At 69.3% G+C, this 16,624-nt stretch carries 17 protein-coding genes, 3 tRNA genes and 1 pseudogene; 11 read left to right on the top strand and 10 right to left on the bottom strand.

Annotated features, from left to right (window positions below):
- Window positions 1-89 precede the first annotated feature (89 nt).
- The gene (locus tag AB0D12_RS20570; protein WP_362684523.1) at window positions 90-1,175 is read left to right on the top strand and encodes a Glu/Leu/Phe/Val dehydrogenase dimerization domain-containing protein; all 1,086 of its coding nucleotides are present in this window, start codon (window positions 90-92) and stop codon (window positions 1,173-1,175) included.
- A gap of 278 nt (window positions 1,176-1,453) precedes the next feature.
- Window positions 1,454-1,705: a DUF3073 domain-containing protein gene (locus AB0D12_RS20565; protein ID WP_307662491.1), complete on the top strand. Its 252-nt coding sequence runs from the start codon at window positions 1,454-1,456 to the stop codon at window positions 1,703-1,705.
- Between the two features lie 84 nt (window positions 1,706-1,789).
- Here AB0D12_RS20565 and purM read toward each other — a convergent pair whose 3' ends face one another.
- Both purM and purF read right to left on the bottom strand, forming a co-directional pair.
- Window positions 1,790-2,884, bottom strand: a complete 1,095-nt coding sequence (purM, locus tag AB0D12_RS20560) for a phosphoribosylformylglycinamidine cyclo-ligase (RefSeq protein WP_327324608.1) — start codon at window positions 2,882-2,884, stop codon at window positions 1,790-1,792.
- A gap of 33 nt (window positions 2,885-2,917) precedes the next feature.
- Window positions 2,918-4,435, bottom strand: a complete 1,518-nt coding sequence (purF, locus tag AB0D12_RS20555) for an amidophosphoribosyltransferase (protein ID WP_362684518.1) — start codon at window positions 4,433-4,435, stop codon at window positions 2,918-2,920.
- Between the two features lie 43 nt (window positions 4,436-4,478).
- Between purF and AB0D12_RS20550 the strand changes: the two genes are divergently transcribed.
- The gene (locus AB0D12_RS20550; RefSeq protein WP_362684515.1) at window positions 4,479-4,709 is read left to right on the top strand and encodes a putative leader peptide; all 231 of its coding nucleotides are present in this window, start codon (window positions 4,479-4,481) and stop codon (window positions 4,707-4,709) included.
- Between the two features lie 357 nt (window positions 4,710-5,066).
- A pseudogene (locus AB0D12_RS20545) lies at window positions 5,067-5,255 on the top strand (hypothetical protein); the annotation flags it as partial.
- Here AB0D12_RS20545 and AB0D12_RS20540 read toward each other — a convergent pair.
- From AB0D12_RS20540 to purS, 7 genes are all read right to left on the bottom strand, one after another.
- Window positions 5,206-6,012, bottom strand: a complete 807-nt coding sequence (locus tag AB0D12_RS20540) for an META domain-containing protein (protein WP_362684512.1) — start codon at window positions 6,010-6,012, stop codon at window positions 5,206-5,208. The pseudogene AB0D12_RS20545 and the gene AB0D12_RS20540 sit on opposite strands and share 50 nt — an antisense overlap.
- A gap of 147 nt (window positions 6,013-6,159) precedes the next feature.
- Window positions 6,160-6,951, bottom strand: coding sequence for a sterol carrier family protein (locus AB0D12_RS20535; RefSeq protein WP_362684509.1), 792 nt, complete (start codon window positions 6,949-6,951; stop codon window positions 6,160-6,162).
- A gap of 76 nt (window positions 6,952-7,027) precedes the next feature.
- The gene (locus AB0D12_RS20530) at window positions 7,028-7,852 is read right to left on the bottom strand and encodes a peptidoglycan DD-metalloendopeptidase family protein (protein ID WP_362684506.1); all 825 of its coding nucleotides are present in this window, start codon (window positions 7,850-7,852) and stop codon (window positions 7,028-7,030) included.
- Between the two features lie 70 nt (window positions 7,853-7,922).
- Window positions 7,923-8,411 carry a helix-turn-helix domain-containing protein gene (locus tag AB0D12_RS20525; RefSeq protein ID WP_362684503.1) on the bottom strand — a complete coding sequence of 163 codons (489 nt, stop codon included), beginning with the start codon at window positions 8,409-8,411 and terminating at the stop codon, window positions 7,923-7,925.
- Between the two features lie 99 nt (window positions 8,412-8,510).
- A complete protein-coding gene (gene purL / locus AB0D12_RS20520; protein WP_362684501.1) occupies window positions 8,511-10,760 on the bottom strand; it encodes a phosphoribosylformylglycinamidine synthase subunit PurL in 2,250 nt (749 codons plus the stop codon).
- Entirely contained in the window at window positions 10,757-11,437 is a 681-nt protein-coding gene (gene purQ, locus AB0D12_RS20515) for a phosphoribosylformylglycinamidine synthase subunit PurQ (protein ID WP_362684499.1), read from the bottom strand. Before purQ ends, purL begins: the two co-directional genes overlap by 4 nt.
- On the bottom strand, window positions 11,434-11,679 hold the full coding sequence (gene purS, locus AB0D12_RS20510) for a phosphoribosylformylglycinamidine synthase subunit PurS (protein WP_215092426.1): 246 nt from the start codon (window positions 11,677-11,679) through the stop codon (window positions 11,434-11,436). Before purS ends, purQ begins: the two co-directional genes overlap by 4 nt.
- A 279-nt stretch (window positions 11,680-11,958) precedes the next feature.
- Between purS and AB0D12_RS20505 the strand changes: the two genes are divergently transcribed.
- The 7 genes from AB0D12_RS20505 (at window position 11,959) to AB0D12_RS20475 (ending at window position 15,641) form a co-directional block, all read left to right on the top strand.
- Window positions 11,959-12,294: an Lsr2 family protein gene (locus AB0D12_RS20505; RefSeq protein ID WP_362684496.1), complete on the top strand. Its 336-nt coding sequence runs from the start codon at window positions 11,959-11,961 to the stop codon at window positions 12,292-12,294.
- Window positions 12,295-12,394: 100 nt separating this feature from the next.
- Window positions 12,395-12,466: transfer RNA gene (locus tag AB0D12_RS20500), tRNA-Gly, on the top strand.
- Window positions 12,467-12,546: 80 nt separating this feature from the next.
- Window positions 12,547-12,619: transfer RNA gene (locus tag AB0D12_RS20495), tRNA-Gly, on the top strand.
- A 133-nt stretch (window positions 12,620-12,752) separates the two neighbouring features.
- On the top strand, window positions 12,753-13,598 hold the full coding sequence (locus AB0D12_RS20490; RefSeq protein WP_362684493.1) for an ABC transporter ATP-binding protein: 846 nt from the start codon (window positions 12,753-12,755) through the stop codon (window positions 13,596-13,598).
- A complete protein-coding gene (locus tag AB0D12_RS20485) occupies window positions 13,571-14,941 on the top strand; it encodes a histidine kinase (protein ID WP_362684490.1) in 1,371 nt (456 codons plus the stop codon). Before AB0D12_RS20490 ends, AB0D12_RS20485 begins: the two co-directional genes overlap by 28 nt.
- On the top strand, window positions 14,938-15,546 hold the full coding sequence (locus tag AB0D12_RS20480) for a response regulator transcription factor (protein WP_362684487.1): 609 nt from the start codon (window positions 14,938-14,940) through the stop codon (window positions 15,544-15,546). The genes AB0D12_RS20485 and AB0D12_RS20480 overlap by 4 nt, the downstream gene beginning before the upstream one ends.
- 22 nt (window positions 15,547-15,568) lie before the next feature.
- Window positions 15,569-15,641 (top strand) — tRNA-Gly (locus AB0D12_RS20475).
- Window positions 15,642-15,717: 76 nt separating this feature from the next.
- On the opposite strand, the gene AB0D12_RS20470 is transcribed toward AB0D12_RS20475, so the two are convergent.
- Window positions 15,718-16,617 (bottom strand): phosphoribosylaminoimidazolesuccinocarboxamide synthase, encoded by a 900-nt coding sequence (locus AB0D12_RS20470; protein WP_362684484.1) that lies wholly within the window; start codon window positions 16,615-16,617, stop codon window positions 15,718-15,720.
- Between the last annotated feature and the right edge of the window lie 7 nt (window positions 16,618-16,624).

Here is a 16,624-nt window from a genome sequence, read left to right as displayed (position 1 = left end):
ACGCGTAGGACTTACCCTCGTCCCCAACTGGGCCTTCCCCACCCACAGGAGGGCCTTCCTCCGCCGCTTCGTACCTGGGAGTCACCACCGTGACCGATCTGACCGACGGCGTCCTGCACACCCTGTTCCAATCGGATCAGGGCGGCCACGAGCAAGTCGTGCTGTGCCAGGACCGCGCCTCCGGGCTGAAGGCCGTCATCGCCATCCACTCGACCGCTCTGGGCCCGGCCCTGGGCGGCACCCGTTTCTATCCGTACGCCACCGAGGCAGAGGCCGTCGCGGACGCGCTGAACCTCTCCCGCGGGATGTCGTACAAGAACGCCATGGCCGGGCTCGACCACGGCGGCGGCAAGGCCGTGATCATCGGTGACCCCGAGACGATCAAGACCGAGGAACTGCTGCTCGCCTACGGCCGGTTCGTGGACTCCCTCGGCGGCCGTTATGTGACCGCCTGCGACGTCGGCACATACGTCGCCGACATGGACGTCGTGGCCCGGGAAACCCGGTGGGCCACCGGCCGCTCCCCCGAGAACGGCGGAGCGGGCGACTCGTCCGTGCTGACCGCGTACGGCGTCTTCCAGGGCATGCGGGCCTCGGCCCAGCATCTGTGGGGCGACCCGACGCTGCGCGGCCGCAAGGTCGGCATCGCGGGCGTCGGCAAGGTCGGTCACCACCTGGTCGAGCATCTGCTGTCGGACGGCGCCGAGGTCGTGATCACGGATGTACGGGTGGAGTCCGTACGCCGGATCCTCGACAAGCACCCGGGCAAGGTCACCGCGGTCACCGACACGGACGCCCTGATCCGCACCGAGGGCCTGGACGTCTACGCACCGTGCGCGCTCGGCGGCGCGCTGAACGACGACTCCGTGCCCGCGCTCACCGCGCACGTGGTCTGCGGCGCCGCCAACAACCAGCTCGCGCACCCGGGCGTGGAGAAGGACCTCGCGGACCGCGGGATCCTCTACGCCCCCGACTACGTCGTGAACGCCGGCGGCGTGATCCAGGTCGCCGACGAGCTGCACGGCTTCGACTTCGACCGGTGCAAGGCGAAGGCGTCGAAGATCTTCGACACCACGCTGGCCATATTCGCACGCGCGAAGGAAGACGGTATTCCGCCGGCCGCGGCGGCCGACCGGATCGCCGAGCAGCGCATGGCGGAGGCCCGCGGACGCTGATCCTCGCGGGGCCGGCCCGCCGACCTGGGAGACAAGACTCACCCCGGTCGGCGGGTCGACTGCCAAGAAGAGGTTAAAATCGCAGTTGACCAGCGAGGACGGGGCTCCTCGAGGGTCCTGTGAAGTGGCGCGTCATGCGGGCGGCGTACCGTATGGCCGCGGAAGCAGGTACCGTTGAAGTCCTACGGACCGGTCTCTCCATGGAGAGTCCGTTCCGAATTATGAACGCGTGTCAAGACTCTGGGGCCGTCGAGCCCCGTCACCGAGGGGGTCGAGCCATGGGGCGCGGCCGGGCCAAGGCCAAGCAGACGAAGGTCGCCCGCCAGCTGAAGTACAACAGCGGCGGGACTGACCTGTCGCGTCTGGCCAATGAGCTGGGCGCATCGCCTTCGAGTCAACCACCGAACGCTGAGCCGTTCGAGGACGACGACGAGGAAGATGACCCGTACGCACAGTACGCGGATCTGTACAACGACGACGATGACGAGGACGACGAGTCCGGTCCGTCGTCACAGCGCCGCGGCGCTTGACGTACGTACACCTCAAAAAGCGTTGCTACGTGACCCGGTCCGAGGCCCACGCCCCGGACCGGGTTTCGCGCTGCCCCTGTGGGCTCAGCCTGCGTAGTCACCCGTGAGCGTCGCGCCCGTGGTGTGCTCGCCGCGCTCGGTGATCTCTCCCGCGACCCAGGCGTCGACGCCGCGGTCCGCGAGCGTGGTCAGCGCCACGTCCACCGACTCCTCGGGGACGACGGCGATCATGCCGACGCCCATGTTGAGGGTCTTCTCCAGCTCGAGCCGCTCGACCTGACCGGCCTTGCCGACGAGGTCGAAGACCGCGCCCGGGGTCCAGGTCGAACGGTCGACGACCGCGTGCAGGCTGTCCGGGATGACCCGGGCCAGGTTGTTGGCAAGACCGCCGCCGGTGATGTGGCTGAAAGCGTGCACCTCGGTGGTCCGGGTGAGCGCCAGGCAGTCCAGCGAGTAGATCTTGGTGGGCTCGAGGAGCTCCTCGCCCAGGGTCCGCCCGAATTCCTCGACCTGCTGGTCCAGGGACATCTTGGCGCGGTCGAAGACGACATGGCGGACCAGCGAGTACCCGTTGGAGTGAAGGCCGGAGGACGCCATGGCGATGACCGCGTCACCCGTACGGATACGATCCGCGCCCAGCAGCCGGTCGGCCTCCACCACGCCCGTACCGGCGCCTGCGACGTCGAAGTCGTCCTCGCCCAGCAGTCCGGGGTGCTCGGCGGTCTCGCCGCCGACCAGCGCGCAGCCGGCCAGGACACAGCCCTCGGCGATGCCCTTGACGATGGCGGCGACACGCTCGGGGTGGACCTTGCCCACGCAGATGTAGTCGGTCATGAAGAGCGGCTCGGCGCCGCAGACGACCAGGTCGTCGACGACCATGCCGACGAGGTCGTGGCCGATCGAGTCGTACACGCCCATCTTGCGGGCGAGATCGACCTTCGTGCCGACGCCGTCGGTGGCCGAGGCGAGCAGCGGACGCTCGTAGCGCTTGAGGGCGGAGGCGTCGAAGAGGCCGGCGAAACCGCCGAGGCCACCGAGGACCTCGGGGCGCTGCGTCTTCTTCACCCACTCCTTCATCAGCTCGACGGCGCGGTCGCCGGCTTCGATGTCGACGCCCGCGGCTGCGTAGCTGGCACCGGCGCCCGCGTGCGGAGCACGCTCAAAAGACTCAGCTGTCATGACGGAGAGAACTTTCGTGTCGTACTGCAGGACTTACGGGCGACGGAGCGCGTCGGCGGCATCGGCGCCGCCCGCCAGCTCCGTCTCCAGAAGCTGCTTGCCGAGCAGCTCGGGGTCGGGAAGGTCCATCGGGTACTCGCCGTCGAAGCAGGCGCGGCAGAGATTCGGCTTGGCGATGGTGGTCGCCTCGATCATCCCGTCGAGGGAGATGTACGAGAGCGAGTCCGCGCCCAGCGAGGTGCCGATCTCGTCGATCGTCATGCCGTTGGCGATGAGCTCGGCGCGGGTCGCGAAGTCGATGCCGAAGAAGCAGGGCCACTTCACCGGCGGGGACGAGATCCGGATGTGGACCTCGGCGGCGCCGGCCTCGCGGAGCATCTTCACGAGCGCACGCTGGGTGTTGCCGCGGACGATCGAGTCGTCGACGACCACCAGTCGCTTGCCGCGGATGACTTCCTTGAGCGGGTTCAGCTTGAGGCGGATGCCCAGCTGGCGGATGGTCTGGGACGGCTGGATGAAGGTGCGGCCGACGTAGGCGTTCTTCACCAGACCGGAGCCGTACGGGATTCCGCTGGCCTCGGCGTAGCCGATCGCGGCGGGAGTGCCGGACTCCGGCGTCGCTATGACCAGATCCGCTTCGACCGGAGCTTCCTTGGCGAGCCTGCGACCCATCTCCACACGGGAGAGATAGACATTCCGGCCGGCGATGTCGGTGTCGGGGCGGGCCAGATACACGTACTCGAAGACACAGCCCTTGGGCTTCGCGTCTGCGAATCGGGAGCTGCGGAGGCCGTTCTCGTCGATGGCGATGAGCTCGCCCTGCTCGATCTCGCGGACATAGCTGGCGCCGCAGATGTCGAGGGCGGCGGACTCGCTCGCGACGACCCAGCCGCGGTCGAGGCGGCCGAGGACGAGCGGGCGGATGCCCTGCGGGTCGCGGGCCGCGTAGAGGGTGCCCTCGTCCATGAAGACGAGCGAGAAGGCGCCCCTCACCTCGGGCAGCACCTTGGCGGCGGCCGCCTCTATGGTCAGCGGCTTGCCGTCGTCGTCGACCTGGCCCGCGAGGAGCGCGGTGACCAGATCGGTGTCATTGGTCGCGGCGACCTGGGTGGCCCGGCCGTTCTCCCTGGGGAGCTCGGCGACCATCTCGGCGAGCTGGGCGGTATTGACCAGGTTTCCGTTGTGGCCGAGCGCGATCGAGCCGTGGGCGGTCGCCCGGAAGGTCGGCTGCGCGTTCTCCCACACGGAGGCGCCCGTGGTCGAGTAGCGGGCGTGACCGACCGCAATATGACCCTGGAGGGAGCCGAGGGAAGTTTCGTCGAAGACCTGAGAGACCAGGCCCATGTCCTTGAATACGAGGATCTGTGAGCCGTTGCTCACCGCGATCCCTGCGGATTCCTGGCCTCGATGTTGGAGGGCGTAGAGCCCGAAGTAAGTGAGCTTCGCGACCTCTTCGCCCGGGGCCCAGACACCGAAGACGCCGCAAGCGTCCTGGGGGCCCTTCTCACCGGGGAGCAGGTCGTGGTTGAGTCGTCCGTCACCACGTGGCACGGCACCGAGTGTAGGCGAGATCGACCACTGGTCCGAATTGGGGATGCGGAACGGGCTCGCTCGGGGGTGGTCCGGGGCGGTCCTGACGGGCGTACGGGGGCTTGGCGGGTGTCCATTCGGGTGTCCGCATTTCGGGACGATCGTTGGCAGGTACACGGGGGTTCGGGGAAGATCCTGGCGCATGCAGCCTCTTGGTGACCGGACGGTCACGCTGGTGGAGCGCCGACGCGTTGACCTGGTCCGTGTCGCGAGCGCGATCTGTCGCTGCGTGTAGTTGTTCGCTGACCCCGGTGCGGGGGTCCTTTCGGTTCTGGTTCCGGGGTCCGGTCCGGGTCCGGTCTGCTCACAGGGCGGCCGGTCCGCCCCGCGTTGCGCATTTCACACTGCCGCTCCCCCTCTGGAGCGTGGCCAGTCATGTCTGGAGACACCGTGACCTCGTACGACCACAAGCTGAGCCGGCGCGCCTTCGGAGGAGCCGTTGGCGCCGCGGCCGCCGCCGTGGGGCTCGCGGCCGGGACCGCCGAGGCCGCAGCGCCTCAGGAGCGGGCCTTGCGGGCCGCGTGGGCGCTCGGGCGGCATGCGCGGCGGCCCAATCTTCATCCTGGGGGACGACCTCGGGTGGGCCGATCTCGGCGAGGACCAGCTCTTCAAGCTGACCGAGGACGCGCGGGAGCAGGCGGACAAGGCGGCAGTGGAGCCCGGGCGGCTCGCGGAGCTGCGGGCGGCCTGGGAGCGGACGGACGCCGGGCTGCTTCCGTACCCCCGGCTGATCACTTCTGCGCGGCAGTCGCGGCCAGTCCCTTGCCGTTCGGCGCGGTGAGGGACAGGCCGCGGTGCTGCAGTTTGTACGTCACCGTCCCGTCGAGGACCTTGAGCAGTTCGCGCTCCACGTTCATCTCCGGGCCCGGGCACTGCTTCCGGGTGGTGGCGAGACGGCCGAAGGTGATGCTGGCGCCGGTGATCTTCGCGGTGCTGTGGAAGGTGTTGCAGCCGAGGCTGCCCTGTACGGAACCGTCCTTGCCGAAGGTCAGATACGCCTTCTTGTCCGTGCCGGCCGGCAGGGACGACGCGGTCCCGTCGGAGAGGAGTGAGTTCACCCACCACTTGGTGCCCACCAGCGCGGCCGGACGCTCGGAGGTGAGGGCGATGGAGTCGCCCTTCTCGGTGGTCAGCGTGAGCTTCCCGTCGGCGATCTTCGCCTTGAGCTTGCCGGAGAAGGCGGCCCGCAGCTCGTCCTCGAAGCCCTGGATGTCCTTGGCGCAGGCCATCTCGGTCATCTCGGCCGGGCTCACGGTGACCGTGTCGCCGTCGACCTTGACGTCCGCACCGAAGTGGTTGCAGCCGTAGTTGCCCTGGGCCCGGCCCTTGTCCGTGATCTCGACATGCGCGCCGGACGGCGCCGCGGACCTCTTACCGCCGACGGTCACGCTGTCGACGGACCAGTGGACGCCGGTGAGGGGCAGATCGGTCTTCACCGAGCCGCCTCCGTCGCCGGAGGCGGATCCCGACTCCGTGCCGCAGGCGGCAAGGGCGAGGAGGGCCAGGACGGTGACAGGAACGCTCAGCTGGTTGCGCATACCGTTGGGACGGGGGAGGTGTGGCTCTGGTTCCCCCGCCGGGTTCCGGCGCTGCGTTCAGCCGCTGGGTCCCCGCGCTGCCTTCCCCCGCCGCGCTCGCCACTGCTCTCAGCCGCTGCGATCAGCCACTGCGATCAGCCACTGCGATCAGCCGAGGATCGGCAGCAGCGCCGAGAGGTCGGCGCGCTCGCCGCTCGCGCTGACCTTCGCCGCGTCGAGCGCCTCGGCCCATCCCGTACGCCCCGTGGCGAGCCGGATCCAGGTCAGCGGGTCGGTCTCGACGACATTGGGCGGGGTGCCGCGTGTGTGCCGCGGGCCTTCGACGCACTGCACAACGGCGAACGGCGGCACGCGCACCTCGGTGGATGCACCCGGGGCCTTCACCGCGAGGGCGTCGGCGAGGAGCCGGGTGGAGGCGGCAAGCGCCTGTCGGTCGTACGGGATGCCGAGGCCCGTCGCGTCGTTCAAGTCGTCCGTGTGGACGATGAGTTCGACGGTGCGGGTGACGAGGAAGTCGCCGAGGCGCATCGCGCCGACGCGGGTGGCGAGCAACCGGCCGTCGGGCGCGGCGGGCAGCAACTCGGCCAGCCGGGCGGCAGTTCGCGCACAGAGCTCTTCGGGCTCACCGCTCGCCGCAATCTCCTTGGTGTCGTCGGAGACCTTCCCGGCGAAGGCGACGGTCGCGAACGGCCAGTCCAGCAGATCGAGTTCCTGCCTGGCGGGCTCGCGCTGCTCGAGACTCCGGCCGACCGCGCCGACGACCATGGCGATGTGCCCGGCCAGATCGCGCACCGTCCAGTCGCCGAGCCGGGTGGGAAGGGCGAGCTGCTCGGGCGTGAGCGTGCCCACCACCTGCCGTACGTTCTCGAACTGGGCGAGGACGGCGGCGCGGATCTTGACGGGGTCGTAGCTGCGGGTGCGCTTCTTGGCCGGTGGCATGAGAGTGAGACTAACGGGCGGACAGGACGGGGTTGCGTAGTCGCCGAGCCCGCCGACGCTCCCGAGCCCGCCGAGTTCAGGTAGCCGGCTGCCGCTCGACAGTGAACGCATCGCCGCCCGACGGCACCCCGATCCCGCGCCACCTGAAGGGGACACCCCGGGCCGAGTCCAGGTCCGGGCCGTCCATCAGCTGGAAGTGCACATGCGGCTCGGTGGAGTTGCCGGAGTTCCCGCAGCGAGCGATCTCCTGGCCGGCCCGCACCGTGTCCCCCGCGCGGACGGTGAGCGAGCCGCGCCTCAGGTGCGCGTACATCGCATAGGTGCCGTCGCCGAGATCGAGGACTATGTGGTTGCCGGTGACCCAGCCCGCGCCGCCCATGTCGCGGGCGGACGCCTCGATCAGCAGCAGATAGGCCAGGGCGGGCAGGGAGTTGCGGCTGAGGTGGTCGCGCCGCCAGTCGGTGGCGTGCACGACGGTGGCGTCGGCGACCGCGAGCAGCGGCTCGTCGAAGGCCGGGAAGGCGCCGACCGGACGGGCGAGGGGCCACAGCGACTGGAAGGCGGGCCGTCCGCCCTCCTCGGGCTCGGCCACGATGTCGATCGCGTACGTCTGGCCGTAGGCGTGGGTCCCATGGCTCGGCACCTTGTCGGCGGGGCTGTTGATGGCGATCCAGCGGCCGGTCACCGGCGGGTCGACCTCGACCGGAGGCCGCGGGTCGAGCCGCTGCTCGGCGGCCGTGCGCCGGCCCAGCACGATGACGAGAACGCTCGAGAGCACAACCGGCAGGAAGATCCACCACCAGCTGAACGGGTACTCGACGAAGAACGAGCCCACCACCAGGGCGAAAAAGACCAGCTGGAGGCCTCGGTAGGAGATCATCGCGAGCTTGCGAACGGGCATGGTTCCCCCTTGGTTCGTACGGTTGTTGTTTGTACTGTTGTTGTTCCTGAGGCGGTTGTCCTGAGGCGGTTCAGGCGGCGGACAGCACCACGAGCAGCGGCACCACGCGCCCCGCCGGGACCTCGTAACGGCCCCGCCCCGCCGTGTGCAGCCAGCCGACGGCGGCCAGCTGGCGCAGATGGTGATAGATCTGGCCGGTCGTCCCGAGGTCTTCGAGTTCGGCCAGCTCGGCAGCCGTGCGCCGGCCGCCGAGGATCTCGCGCAGCAGCCGCAGCCGTACCGGATGGCCGAGCGCGGCGAAGGACTCGGCCGCCTGGGTCCAGTCGGCGTCGAGCAGATCCCCGGTGAGCGTGCCGTACTGCCATTCGTACTGCTCCTGCGTCGGCAGCCGTACGGCACCGGTGAACAGCACGCCACCCGCCTCCGTGCCGACGAGCTGCGCCTTGAGCCCGTCCAGCGCCCAGAAGTCGCCGTCGCCCAGCCGCGGGACATCGCGGCCTCCGCCCTCCAGCGCCGCCAGACGCCGCTCCAGCTCGGCGACGCGCTCTTCCAGCTCCATGACCCAGAGATTACGTAATTACGTAATCTCTGGCAAGAGGAAATGCGGGAGCCCCCGCCCGGAGAATCCGGACGGGGGCTCCCGCAGAGCGGTGCGGCGTCAGACCAGCAGACCGGGGATGGTCTCCTCGTGTGCCGTACGGAGCTCGCTCAGTGCGATGCTGAACTCGCCCTGGACCTCCACGTCCTCGCCGTCCACAACACCGATACGGGTCACGGGCAGCCCCCGCGCCCCGCACATGTCGTTGAAGCGGAGCTCCTCGCTGCGCGGCACGGCCACGACCGCACGGCCCGCGGACTCGCTGAACAGCAAGGTGAAGGCGTCGAGCCCGTCCGGGACGATCAGTCGCGCGCCCGTACCGCCGCGCAGGCACGACTCGACCACGGCCTGGATCAGACCGCCGTCCGACAGGTCGTGCGCCGCGTCGATCATGCCGTCGCGGGAGGCCGAGATCAGGATGTCGCCGAGCAGCTTCTCGCGGTCCAGGTCCACGGCCGGCGGCAGCCCGCCGAGGTGGTCGTGGACGACCTGGGACCAGGCCGAGCCGCCGAACTCCTCACGCGTGTCGCCCAGCAGGTAGAGGAGCTGGCCCTCTTCCTTGAAGGCGATCGGCGTACGGCGGTTCACGTCGTCGATCACGCCGAGCACCGCGACCACGGGCGTCGGGTGGATGGCCACGTCGCCGGTCTGGTTGTAGAGCGAGACATTGCCGCCGGTCACCGGGGTGCCGAGCTGCAGGCAGCCGTCCGCGAGACCGCGCGTGACCTCGGCGAACTGCCACATGACGGCCGGGTCCTCGGGCGAACCGAAGTTCAGGCAGTCCGAGATGGCGAGCGGCTTGGCGCCGGAGGCGGCGACATTGCGGTACGCCTCGGCCAGCGCGAGCTGCGCGCCCGTGTACGGGTCGAGCTTCGCGTACCGGCCATTGCCGTCGGTCGCCATGGCCACGCCCAGATTCGACTCCGCGTCGATCCGGATCATGCCCGCGTCCTCGGGCTGGGCCAGCACGGTGTTGCCCTGCACGAAACGGTCGTACTGGTCGGTGATCCAGGACTTCGAGGCCTGGTTCGGCGATGCGACCAGCTTCAGCACCTGCTCGCGCAGCTCCTCGGACGTCACCGGCCGGGGAAGCTTGTTCGCGTCGTCGGCCTGGAGCGCGTCCTGCCACTCAGGACGGGCGTACGGACGGTGGTACGTCGGGCCCTCATGGGCCACCGAACGCGGCGGTACGTCCACGATCTGCTCGCCGTGCCAGAAGATCTCGAGCCGCTCGCCGTCGGTCACCTCACCGATGACGGTGGCGATGACGTCCCACTTCTCGCAGATCTCGAGGAAACGCTCGACCTTCTCCGGCTCCACGATCGCGCACATGCGCTCCTGCGACTCGCTCATGAGGATCTCCTCGGGCGAGAGGGTCGCATCACGCAGCGGCACGGTGTCGAGCTCGACCCGCATACCGCCGGAGCCGGCGCTCGCCAGCTCGCTCGTCGCACAGGACAGTCCGGCGCCGCCGAGGTCCTGGATGCCCGCGACCAGCTTCTCCTTGAAGATCTCGAGCGTGCACTCGATGAGGAGCTTCTCCTGGAAGGGGTCGCCGACCTGGACGGCGGGACGCTTGGCCGGACCGGTCGACTCGAAGGTCTCGGAGGCGAGCACGGAGACGCCGCCGATGCCGTCGCCGCCGGTACGGGCGCCGTACAGGATGACCTTGTTGCCGGGGCCGGAGGCCTTCGCGAGGTGGATGTCCTCGTGCTTCATCACACCGATACAGCCGGCGTTGACCAGCGGGTTGCCCTGGTAGCACTCGTCGAAGACGACCTCGCCGCCGATGTTCGGCAGGCCGAGGCAGTTGCCGTAGCCGCCGATGCCCGCGACGACACCGGGCAGCACCCGCTTGGTGTCGGGGTGGTCTGCCGCGCCGAAGCGCAGCGGGTCGACGACCGCGACCGGACGGGCGCCCATGGCGAGGATGTCGCGGACGATGCCGCCGACGCCGGTGGCCGCGCCCTGGTAGGGCTCGATGTAGCTCGGGTGGTTGTGCGACTCGACCTTGAAGGTGACGGCGTAACCCTGGCCGACGTCGACGACGCCCGCGTTCTCGCCGATGCCGACGAGCATGGCGTCGTTCTCGGGAACCTTCTCGCCGAACTGCTTCAGGTGGACCTTGCTGCTCTTGTACGAGCAGTGCTCGGACCACATGACGGAGTACATGGCGAGTTCGGCGCCGGTCGGGCGGCGCTCGAGGATTTCGCGGATGCGCGCGTACTCGTCCTGCTTGAGGCCGAGTTCCTTCCAGGGCTGCTCGACGTCGGGCGTCTCGGTGGCGTGCTTGACGGTGTCGAGAGTCATGCGGAGACCAGCTTCTTCAGGATCGAGGTGAAGAATCCGAGGCCGTCGGTACGGCCCGTACCGATCAGCGGCTCGACGGCGTGCTCGGGGTGCGGCATCAGACCGACGACATTGCCCGCGGCGTTGGTGATGCCGGCGATGTCACGGAGCGAGCCGTTCGGATTGAAGTCGAGATAACGGAAGGCGACCCGGCCCTCGGCCTCGAGCTCGTCGAGCGTGCGCTCGTCGGCGACGTACCGCCCGTCCATGTTCTTGAGCGGGATCTGGATCTCCTGACCGGCGGTGTAATCCGCCGTCCAGGCCGTCCCGCTCGTCTCCACCCGCAGCTTCTGCTCGCGGCAGATGAAGTGGAGGTGATTGTTCTGGAGCATCGCGCCCGGCAGCAGATGCGACTCGGTGAGGATCTGGAAGCCGTTGCAGATACCGAGGACCGGCAGACCGGCCTTGGCCTGCTCGATGATCGTCTCCATCACCGGCGAGAAGCGGGCGATGGCTCCGGCCCGCAGATAGTCGCCGTAGGAGAAGCCTCCGGCCAGGACCACGGCGTCGACCTGCTTGAGGTCCTTGTCGCGATGCCAGAGCGGGACGGGTTCGGCGCCGGCGAGTCGGACGGCGCGAAGACTGTCCTTGTCGTCGAGCGTGCCGGGGAATGTGACGACGCCGATACGAGCGGTCACGACTCCACCTTTACGACGAAGTCCTCGATGACAGTGTTGGCGAGGAACGTTTCGGCCATCTCGTGGATGCGGGCGAGGGCGGCGTCATCGACCGGCCCCTCCACCTCCAGCTCGAAGCGCTTTCCCTGACGTACGTCCGCGATCCCGTCGAATCCAAGGCGGGGCAGTGCGCGCTGCACCGCTTGGCCCTGGGGGTCGAGGATCTCGGGCTTGAGCATGACGTCGACTACGACGCGTGCCACGGGCACTCCCGGTGGTGTGTTGCGAGGGCGGTTCCCTCAGCGTACCCGCCCGAAAAATCTACGCGAGTAGATATCTCGAGAACGCCCGGGAAAAATCCAGAGAAAAATCCCGCTCCCCATTGCCGTCGGACACGCGCATGTAATTGGCTGGGCTTCACAATGCGCCGCCTACAGCTGTACAAAGGAATACAGAGGAAAGCAGCATTGCCCCTCACCAGCCGGAAAGCCGGTATCACCGCATGCCAGAACCGGCGATACCGCAGGAAAGGACCGATATCCGTGGCTCAGCGAGTAGTGGTCACGCTCTCCGACGACATGGACGGCGGAGAAGCGGCGGAAACGGTCGCGTTCGCCCTGGACGGGAAGTCGTACGAGATCGACCTCAATCCCTCCAATGCAAAGAAACTGCGCAAGGCCCTGGCCCCGTACATGACGGCCGGCCGAAAGCAGACATACGCCGGGAAGCGTGACAAGTCCCGCATCTCCTACCGGCACACCTCGCTCGCGCCCGCGCCGGCGGCCGTGCGGGCCTGGGCACAGTCCAACAAGATGGACGTGCCCGCTCGCGGCCGGATCCCCAAGAGGGTCTACGAGGCCTTCCGCGAGGCCAGTTGAGGGGCGCCCGCGGATCCGAGTTGCACTGCACCCCTGCTGTTCGGATAGAGTCTGGAGCACGCCGAGGGGCGAGGCCGCAAGGTCCGACCTCACGCAGCGTGCGGGTGTAGTTCAGTAGTAGAACATCCCCCTTCCAGGGGGAAGGCGCAGTGTGCAATTCCTGTCACCCGCTCTGCATCGCTTTGCCGGCCATCCAGGTGGATCGGGTAGGGTGGTGATCGCCCCGCCCAGTGAGAGCTGAGCGGCAGCAATGCGGACGTGGCTCAGTTGGTAGAGCATCACCTTGCCAAGGTGAGGGTCGCGAGTTCGAATCTCGTCGTCCGCTCAGAGTGAAGGCCCCGGTCGAATCGACCGGGGCCTTCGTCGTATCCGTACGCCCCGGGTCCGATGACATTTGTCATCGGCAGTGATGACAGGGCGCACTGCCCGTCGCTCACGCTCGGCGGAAGCCTTGAGCCATGACCACAGACCAGTACGTCATCGAGGCGGAAGGGCTGCGCCGGACCTACTCCGGCGGCTTCGAAGCGGTGACCGGAATCTCCTTCTCCGTGGCGCGCGGCGAGATCTTCGCCCTGCTCGGGACCAACGGCGCGGGCAAGACCTCGACGGTCGAGCTGCTCGAAGGCCTCGCCGCCCCCGACGGCGGGACCGTACGCGTCCTCGGCCACGATCCGTACCGCGAGCGCGCCGCCGTCCGGCCGCGGACAGGCGTGATGCTCCAGGAGGGCGGCTTCCCGTCCGACCTGACGGCCGCCGAGACCGCCCGTATGTGGGCGGGCTGCACCAGCGGGGCGCGGCCCATCGGTGAGGCGCTGGAGCTGGTGGGGCTCGAAGGGCGCGCCGGCGTGCGGGTCAAGCAGCTGTCGGGCGGCGAGCGGCGGCGGCTGGACCTGGCGCTGTCGGTGCTCGGGCGGCCGGAGGTGCTCTTCCTCGACGAGCCGACGACCGGCCTTGACGTGGAAGGGCGGCATGGCACCTGGGAGTTGGTGCGGGCGCTGCGGAACGGCGGCACCACGGTGCTGCTGACGACGCACTACCTGGAGGAGGCCGAGTCGCTGGCCGACCGGTTGGCGATCATGCACCGGGGGCGGATCGTGACCGCGGGGAGCCCGGCCGAGGTGACGGCCGCCCGGCCGTCCCGCATCCGGTTCGCACTGCCCAAGGGGGTGACTGCGGCACGGCTGCCGCTCTCGCTGCGGGCCGCCGCGGACGGACGGCGGATCGAGATCCGTACGCACCGGCTGCAGCAGACGCTCGAGGAACTGCTGCGGTGGGCATGGTTCCGTTGGGACCCCCGCCGCTGACTTCGGGAGTTTCTGTGCGGGTGAAGGGCTGGAGCAGCCGCAGCGGACTGGCGAAGGTGGACCTGTACACGCGCGGCACGGTCTATCTGATCGTGTGGGTGGGGGTCCTCGGGCTGACGTTGCTGCTGCAGGCCCGGCCGGTCCACGAGGGCGGGCAGCAGGTGCTGGTCGTGAGCGCCTCGCTGCTCGGCGTCGCGGAAGGGGTGGTCTGCGGACGGCTGGCCCGGCACGCCATGGATGCCTATCTGGGGCAGGGACAGGTGCCCCGGAGACTGGTCTCGTGGGCAGCGGCGGCGACGGCCGCGACGACGGCCGCCGTGGTGGTGCTGGCGGCGACGGTCGATCTGACGGGGCTGCTGCCGACGATGCTGGCGGCGGGGCTGACACCCTTCCTGACCGTCCACTGTCTGCTCGTGCGCAACCGGACCACGGCCCTGATCCAGCTGGTGGTGCTGGCCGGGGTGTGCGGGCTGGTCTCGCTGACCGGCCGCACCGCCGATCAGGCGCTGTTCGCCGTCGTGACCATCGGCTTCGTAACCGGCTGGATGGCGTTCACGGCCAGGGCGTCCATGTGGGTGCTGGCGGTGATGTGGGAGCTGCGCGAGGCGCGCCACGTACAGGCGCGGCTCGCGGTCGCCGAGGAACGGCTGCGCTTCGGCCGTGATCTGCACGACGTACTGGGGCGGAATCTCGCCGTCATCGCGCTCAAGAGCGAGCTGGCGGTGCAACTGGCCCGGCGCGCGTCGAAAGGATCGTGCGAAGCACCCGTTGAGGGGCGGCGGTCGGGTGACGGGTGGGACCGAGCCGTCGACCAGATGACGGAGGTCCAGCGCATCGCGCGGGAGTCGCACCGAGAGGTACGGGACGTGGTGCGCGGCTACCGCGAGGCGAACCTGCGGGTGGAACTGGAGGGCGCACGGGGCGTGTTGGCTGCGGCGGGGATCGCCTGCGTCGTCGAGTCGAGGGACACGGAACTGCCCGGCGATGTCCAGTCGGCGCTGGGCTGGGTGGTCCGGGAGGCCACGACGAACGTGCTGCGGCACGGGGACGCGCGGCGCTGCACGATCTCGGTGCGCAGCGCGGACGACACCGTCGTCCTGGTCGTCGAGAACGACGGGGTGGCCGATGCGGCGTCGGGTGACGCCCCGGGCTCGGGGCTCGCGGGCCTGCGGGAGCGGCTGTCCGCGGTGGGCGGCACGCTGGAGGCCGGCCCGTACCGGGGCGGACGCTTCCGGCTGACGGCCCGCGTTCCCCTTGAGGACGACGGGGACGACGGGGACGACAGAGGCAACCGGCGCGACGGGGACGACCTGATCGGGGATGACGTGAAGGAGGCGGTGTGACCGTACGCGTACTGCTCGCCGACGACGAGCATCTGATCCGGGGTGCGCTGGCCGCGCTGCTCGCACTCGAGGACGATCTCGTGGTGGTCGCCGAGGCGGCGTCGGGCGCCGAGGCCCTCGCCATGGCGCGGGCGCACCGGCCCGATGTCGCGGTCCTCGATCTTCAGATGCCCGGCCCGGACGGTGTGAGTGTGGCCACATCTCTCAGGGCTGAACTGCCCGAATGCCGGACCATGATCGTGACGAGCCACGGGCTGCCCGGCCATCTGAAACGGGCCCTGGTGGCGGGAGTGCGCGGATTTGTACCGAAGACCGTCAGCGCCCAGCGGCTGGCCGAGATCATCCATACCGTGCATGCCGGAAACCGTTATGTGGACCCGGAGTTGGCGGCCGACGCGATCTCGGCGGGGGACTCTCCGCTGACCGTGCGGGAGGCGCAGGTGCTGGAGCTGGCGGCGGACGGGGCGCCGATCGCGGAGATCGCGGAGAAGGCCTCACTGTCGCAGGGGACGGTACGGAACTACCTCTCGTCGGCCGCGTCCAAGCTGGGGGCCGAGAACCGACACGCGGCGGTGCGTCTCGCACACGAGCGAGGTTGGGTATAGTGGTCTCCGCGCTACGGCGCATGCGGACGTAGCTCAGTTGGTAGAGCGCAACCTTGCCAAGGTTGAGGTCGCCAGTTCGAACCTGGTCGTCCGCTCAGATTGAAGGCCCCGGTCCTGGTGACCGGGGCCTTCTTCGTGTGTGCTCCTTCTCGCGTCCTTCTTCGTGCGCCGCTACTGCCAGGGGGTGCCGGTCAGCAGCTCGTACGCCTCGATGTACTTGCCGCGGGTCGCGTCGACGATCTCCTGCGGGAGGGCCGGTGGCGGCTGCTCGCTCTTCCTGTCCCAGCCGGAGGCGGGCGAGGTCAGCCAGTCGCGGACGTACTGCTTGTCGTACGACGGCTGGGCGCGGCCCGGCTCCCAGGTGGCGGCCGGCCAGAAGCGCGAGGAGTCCGGGGTCAGCACCTCGTCGGCGATGACGAGCTCGTCGCCCTCGAAGCCGAACTCGAACTTGGTGTCCGCGAGGATGATGCCGCGCTCGCGGGCGACGTCACGGGCCCGGCTGTAGACGGCCAGGGTCGTCCGGCGCAGCTGGGCCGCGGTGTCCGCGCCGACCTGGCGGGCGACTTCCTCGTAGCTGACGTTCTCGTCGTGGTCACCGACGGCCGCCTTGGTGGCGGGCGTGAAGATCGGGGCCGGGAGCTCGGAGCCGTCGCTGAGGCCCTCGGGCAGCGCGAGACCGCAGACGGTGCGGGACTCCTTGTACTCGACGAGACCCGACCCGGTGAGATAGCCGCGGGCGACACACTCGACCGGGAGCATCCGCAGGGACTTGCAGACAAGGGTGCGACCGGCCCAGTCGGCAGGGGCGCCGGCGGGCAGCTCGGTGGAGATGACGTGGTTCGGTACGAGGCTCTCTAGACGCTCGAACCACCAGAGCGAGAGCTGGGTGAGCACCCGTCCCTTGTCGGGGATCTCGGTGGGCAGCACCCAGTCGTACGCGGAGATGCGGTCGCTGGCGACCATCACGAGGTCGCCCGCCTCGTTCTGATACAGATCGCGCACCTTGCCGGTGTGCAGATGTACCAGGCCCGGCACCTGTAGCGGCTCGGGCTTTTCGACGAATCCGGACACGGTTCCT

The organism is Streptomyces sp. NPDC048479 (genome assembly GCF_040651435.1).
GTDB lineage: Bacteria > Actinomycetota > Actinomycetes > Streptomycetales > Streptomycetaceae > Streptomyces.
This window is presented reverse-complemented; position numbering and strand designations above follow the sequence as displayed.

Bases quoted from the DNA above. Each gene is read 5' to 3' on its own strand.
- AB0D12_RS20565 (WP_307662491.1), top strand. From the start codon at position 1,454: ATGGGGCGCGGCCGGGCCAAGGCCAAGCAGACGAAGGTCGCCCGCCAG.
- purM (WP_327324608.1), bottom strand. From the start codon at position 2,884: ATGACAGCTGAGTCTTTTGAGCGTGCTCCGCACGCGGGCGCCGGTGCC.
- AB0D12_RS20550 (WP_362684515.1), top strand. From the start codon at position 4,479: ATGCGGAACGGGCTCGCTCGGGGGTGGTCCGGGGCGGTCCTGACGGGC.
- AB0D12_RS20540 (WP_362684512.1), bottom strand. From the start codon at position 6,012: ATGCGCAACCAGCTGAGCGTTCCTGTCACCGTCCTGGCCCTCCTCGCC.
- AB0D12_RS20535 (WP_362684509.1), bottom strand. From the start codon at position 6,951: ATGCCACCGGCCAAGAAGCGCACCCGCAGCTACGACCCCGTCAAGATC.
- AB0D12_RS20530 (WP_362684506.1), bottom strand. From the start codon at position 7,852: ATGCCCGTTCGCAAGCTCGCGATGATCTCCTACCGAGGCCTCCAGCTG.
- AB0D12_RS20525 (WP_362684503.1), bottom strand. From the start codon at position 8,411: ATGGAGCTGGAAGAGCGCGTCGCCGAGCTGGAGCGGCGTCTGGCGGCG.
- purL (WP_362684501.1), bottom strand. From the start codon at position 10,760: ATGACTCTCGACACCGTCAAGCACGCCACCGAGACGCCCGACGTCGAG.
- AB0D12_RS20490 (WP_362684493.1), top strand. From the start codon at position 12,753: ATGACCACAGACCAGTACGTCATCGAGGCGGAAGGGCTGCGCCGGACC.
- AB0D12_RS20485 (WP_362684490.1), top strand. From the start codon at position 13,571: ATGGTTCCGTTGGGACCCCCGCCGCTGACTTCGGGAGTTTCTGTGCGG.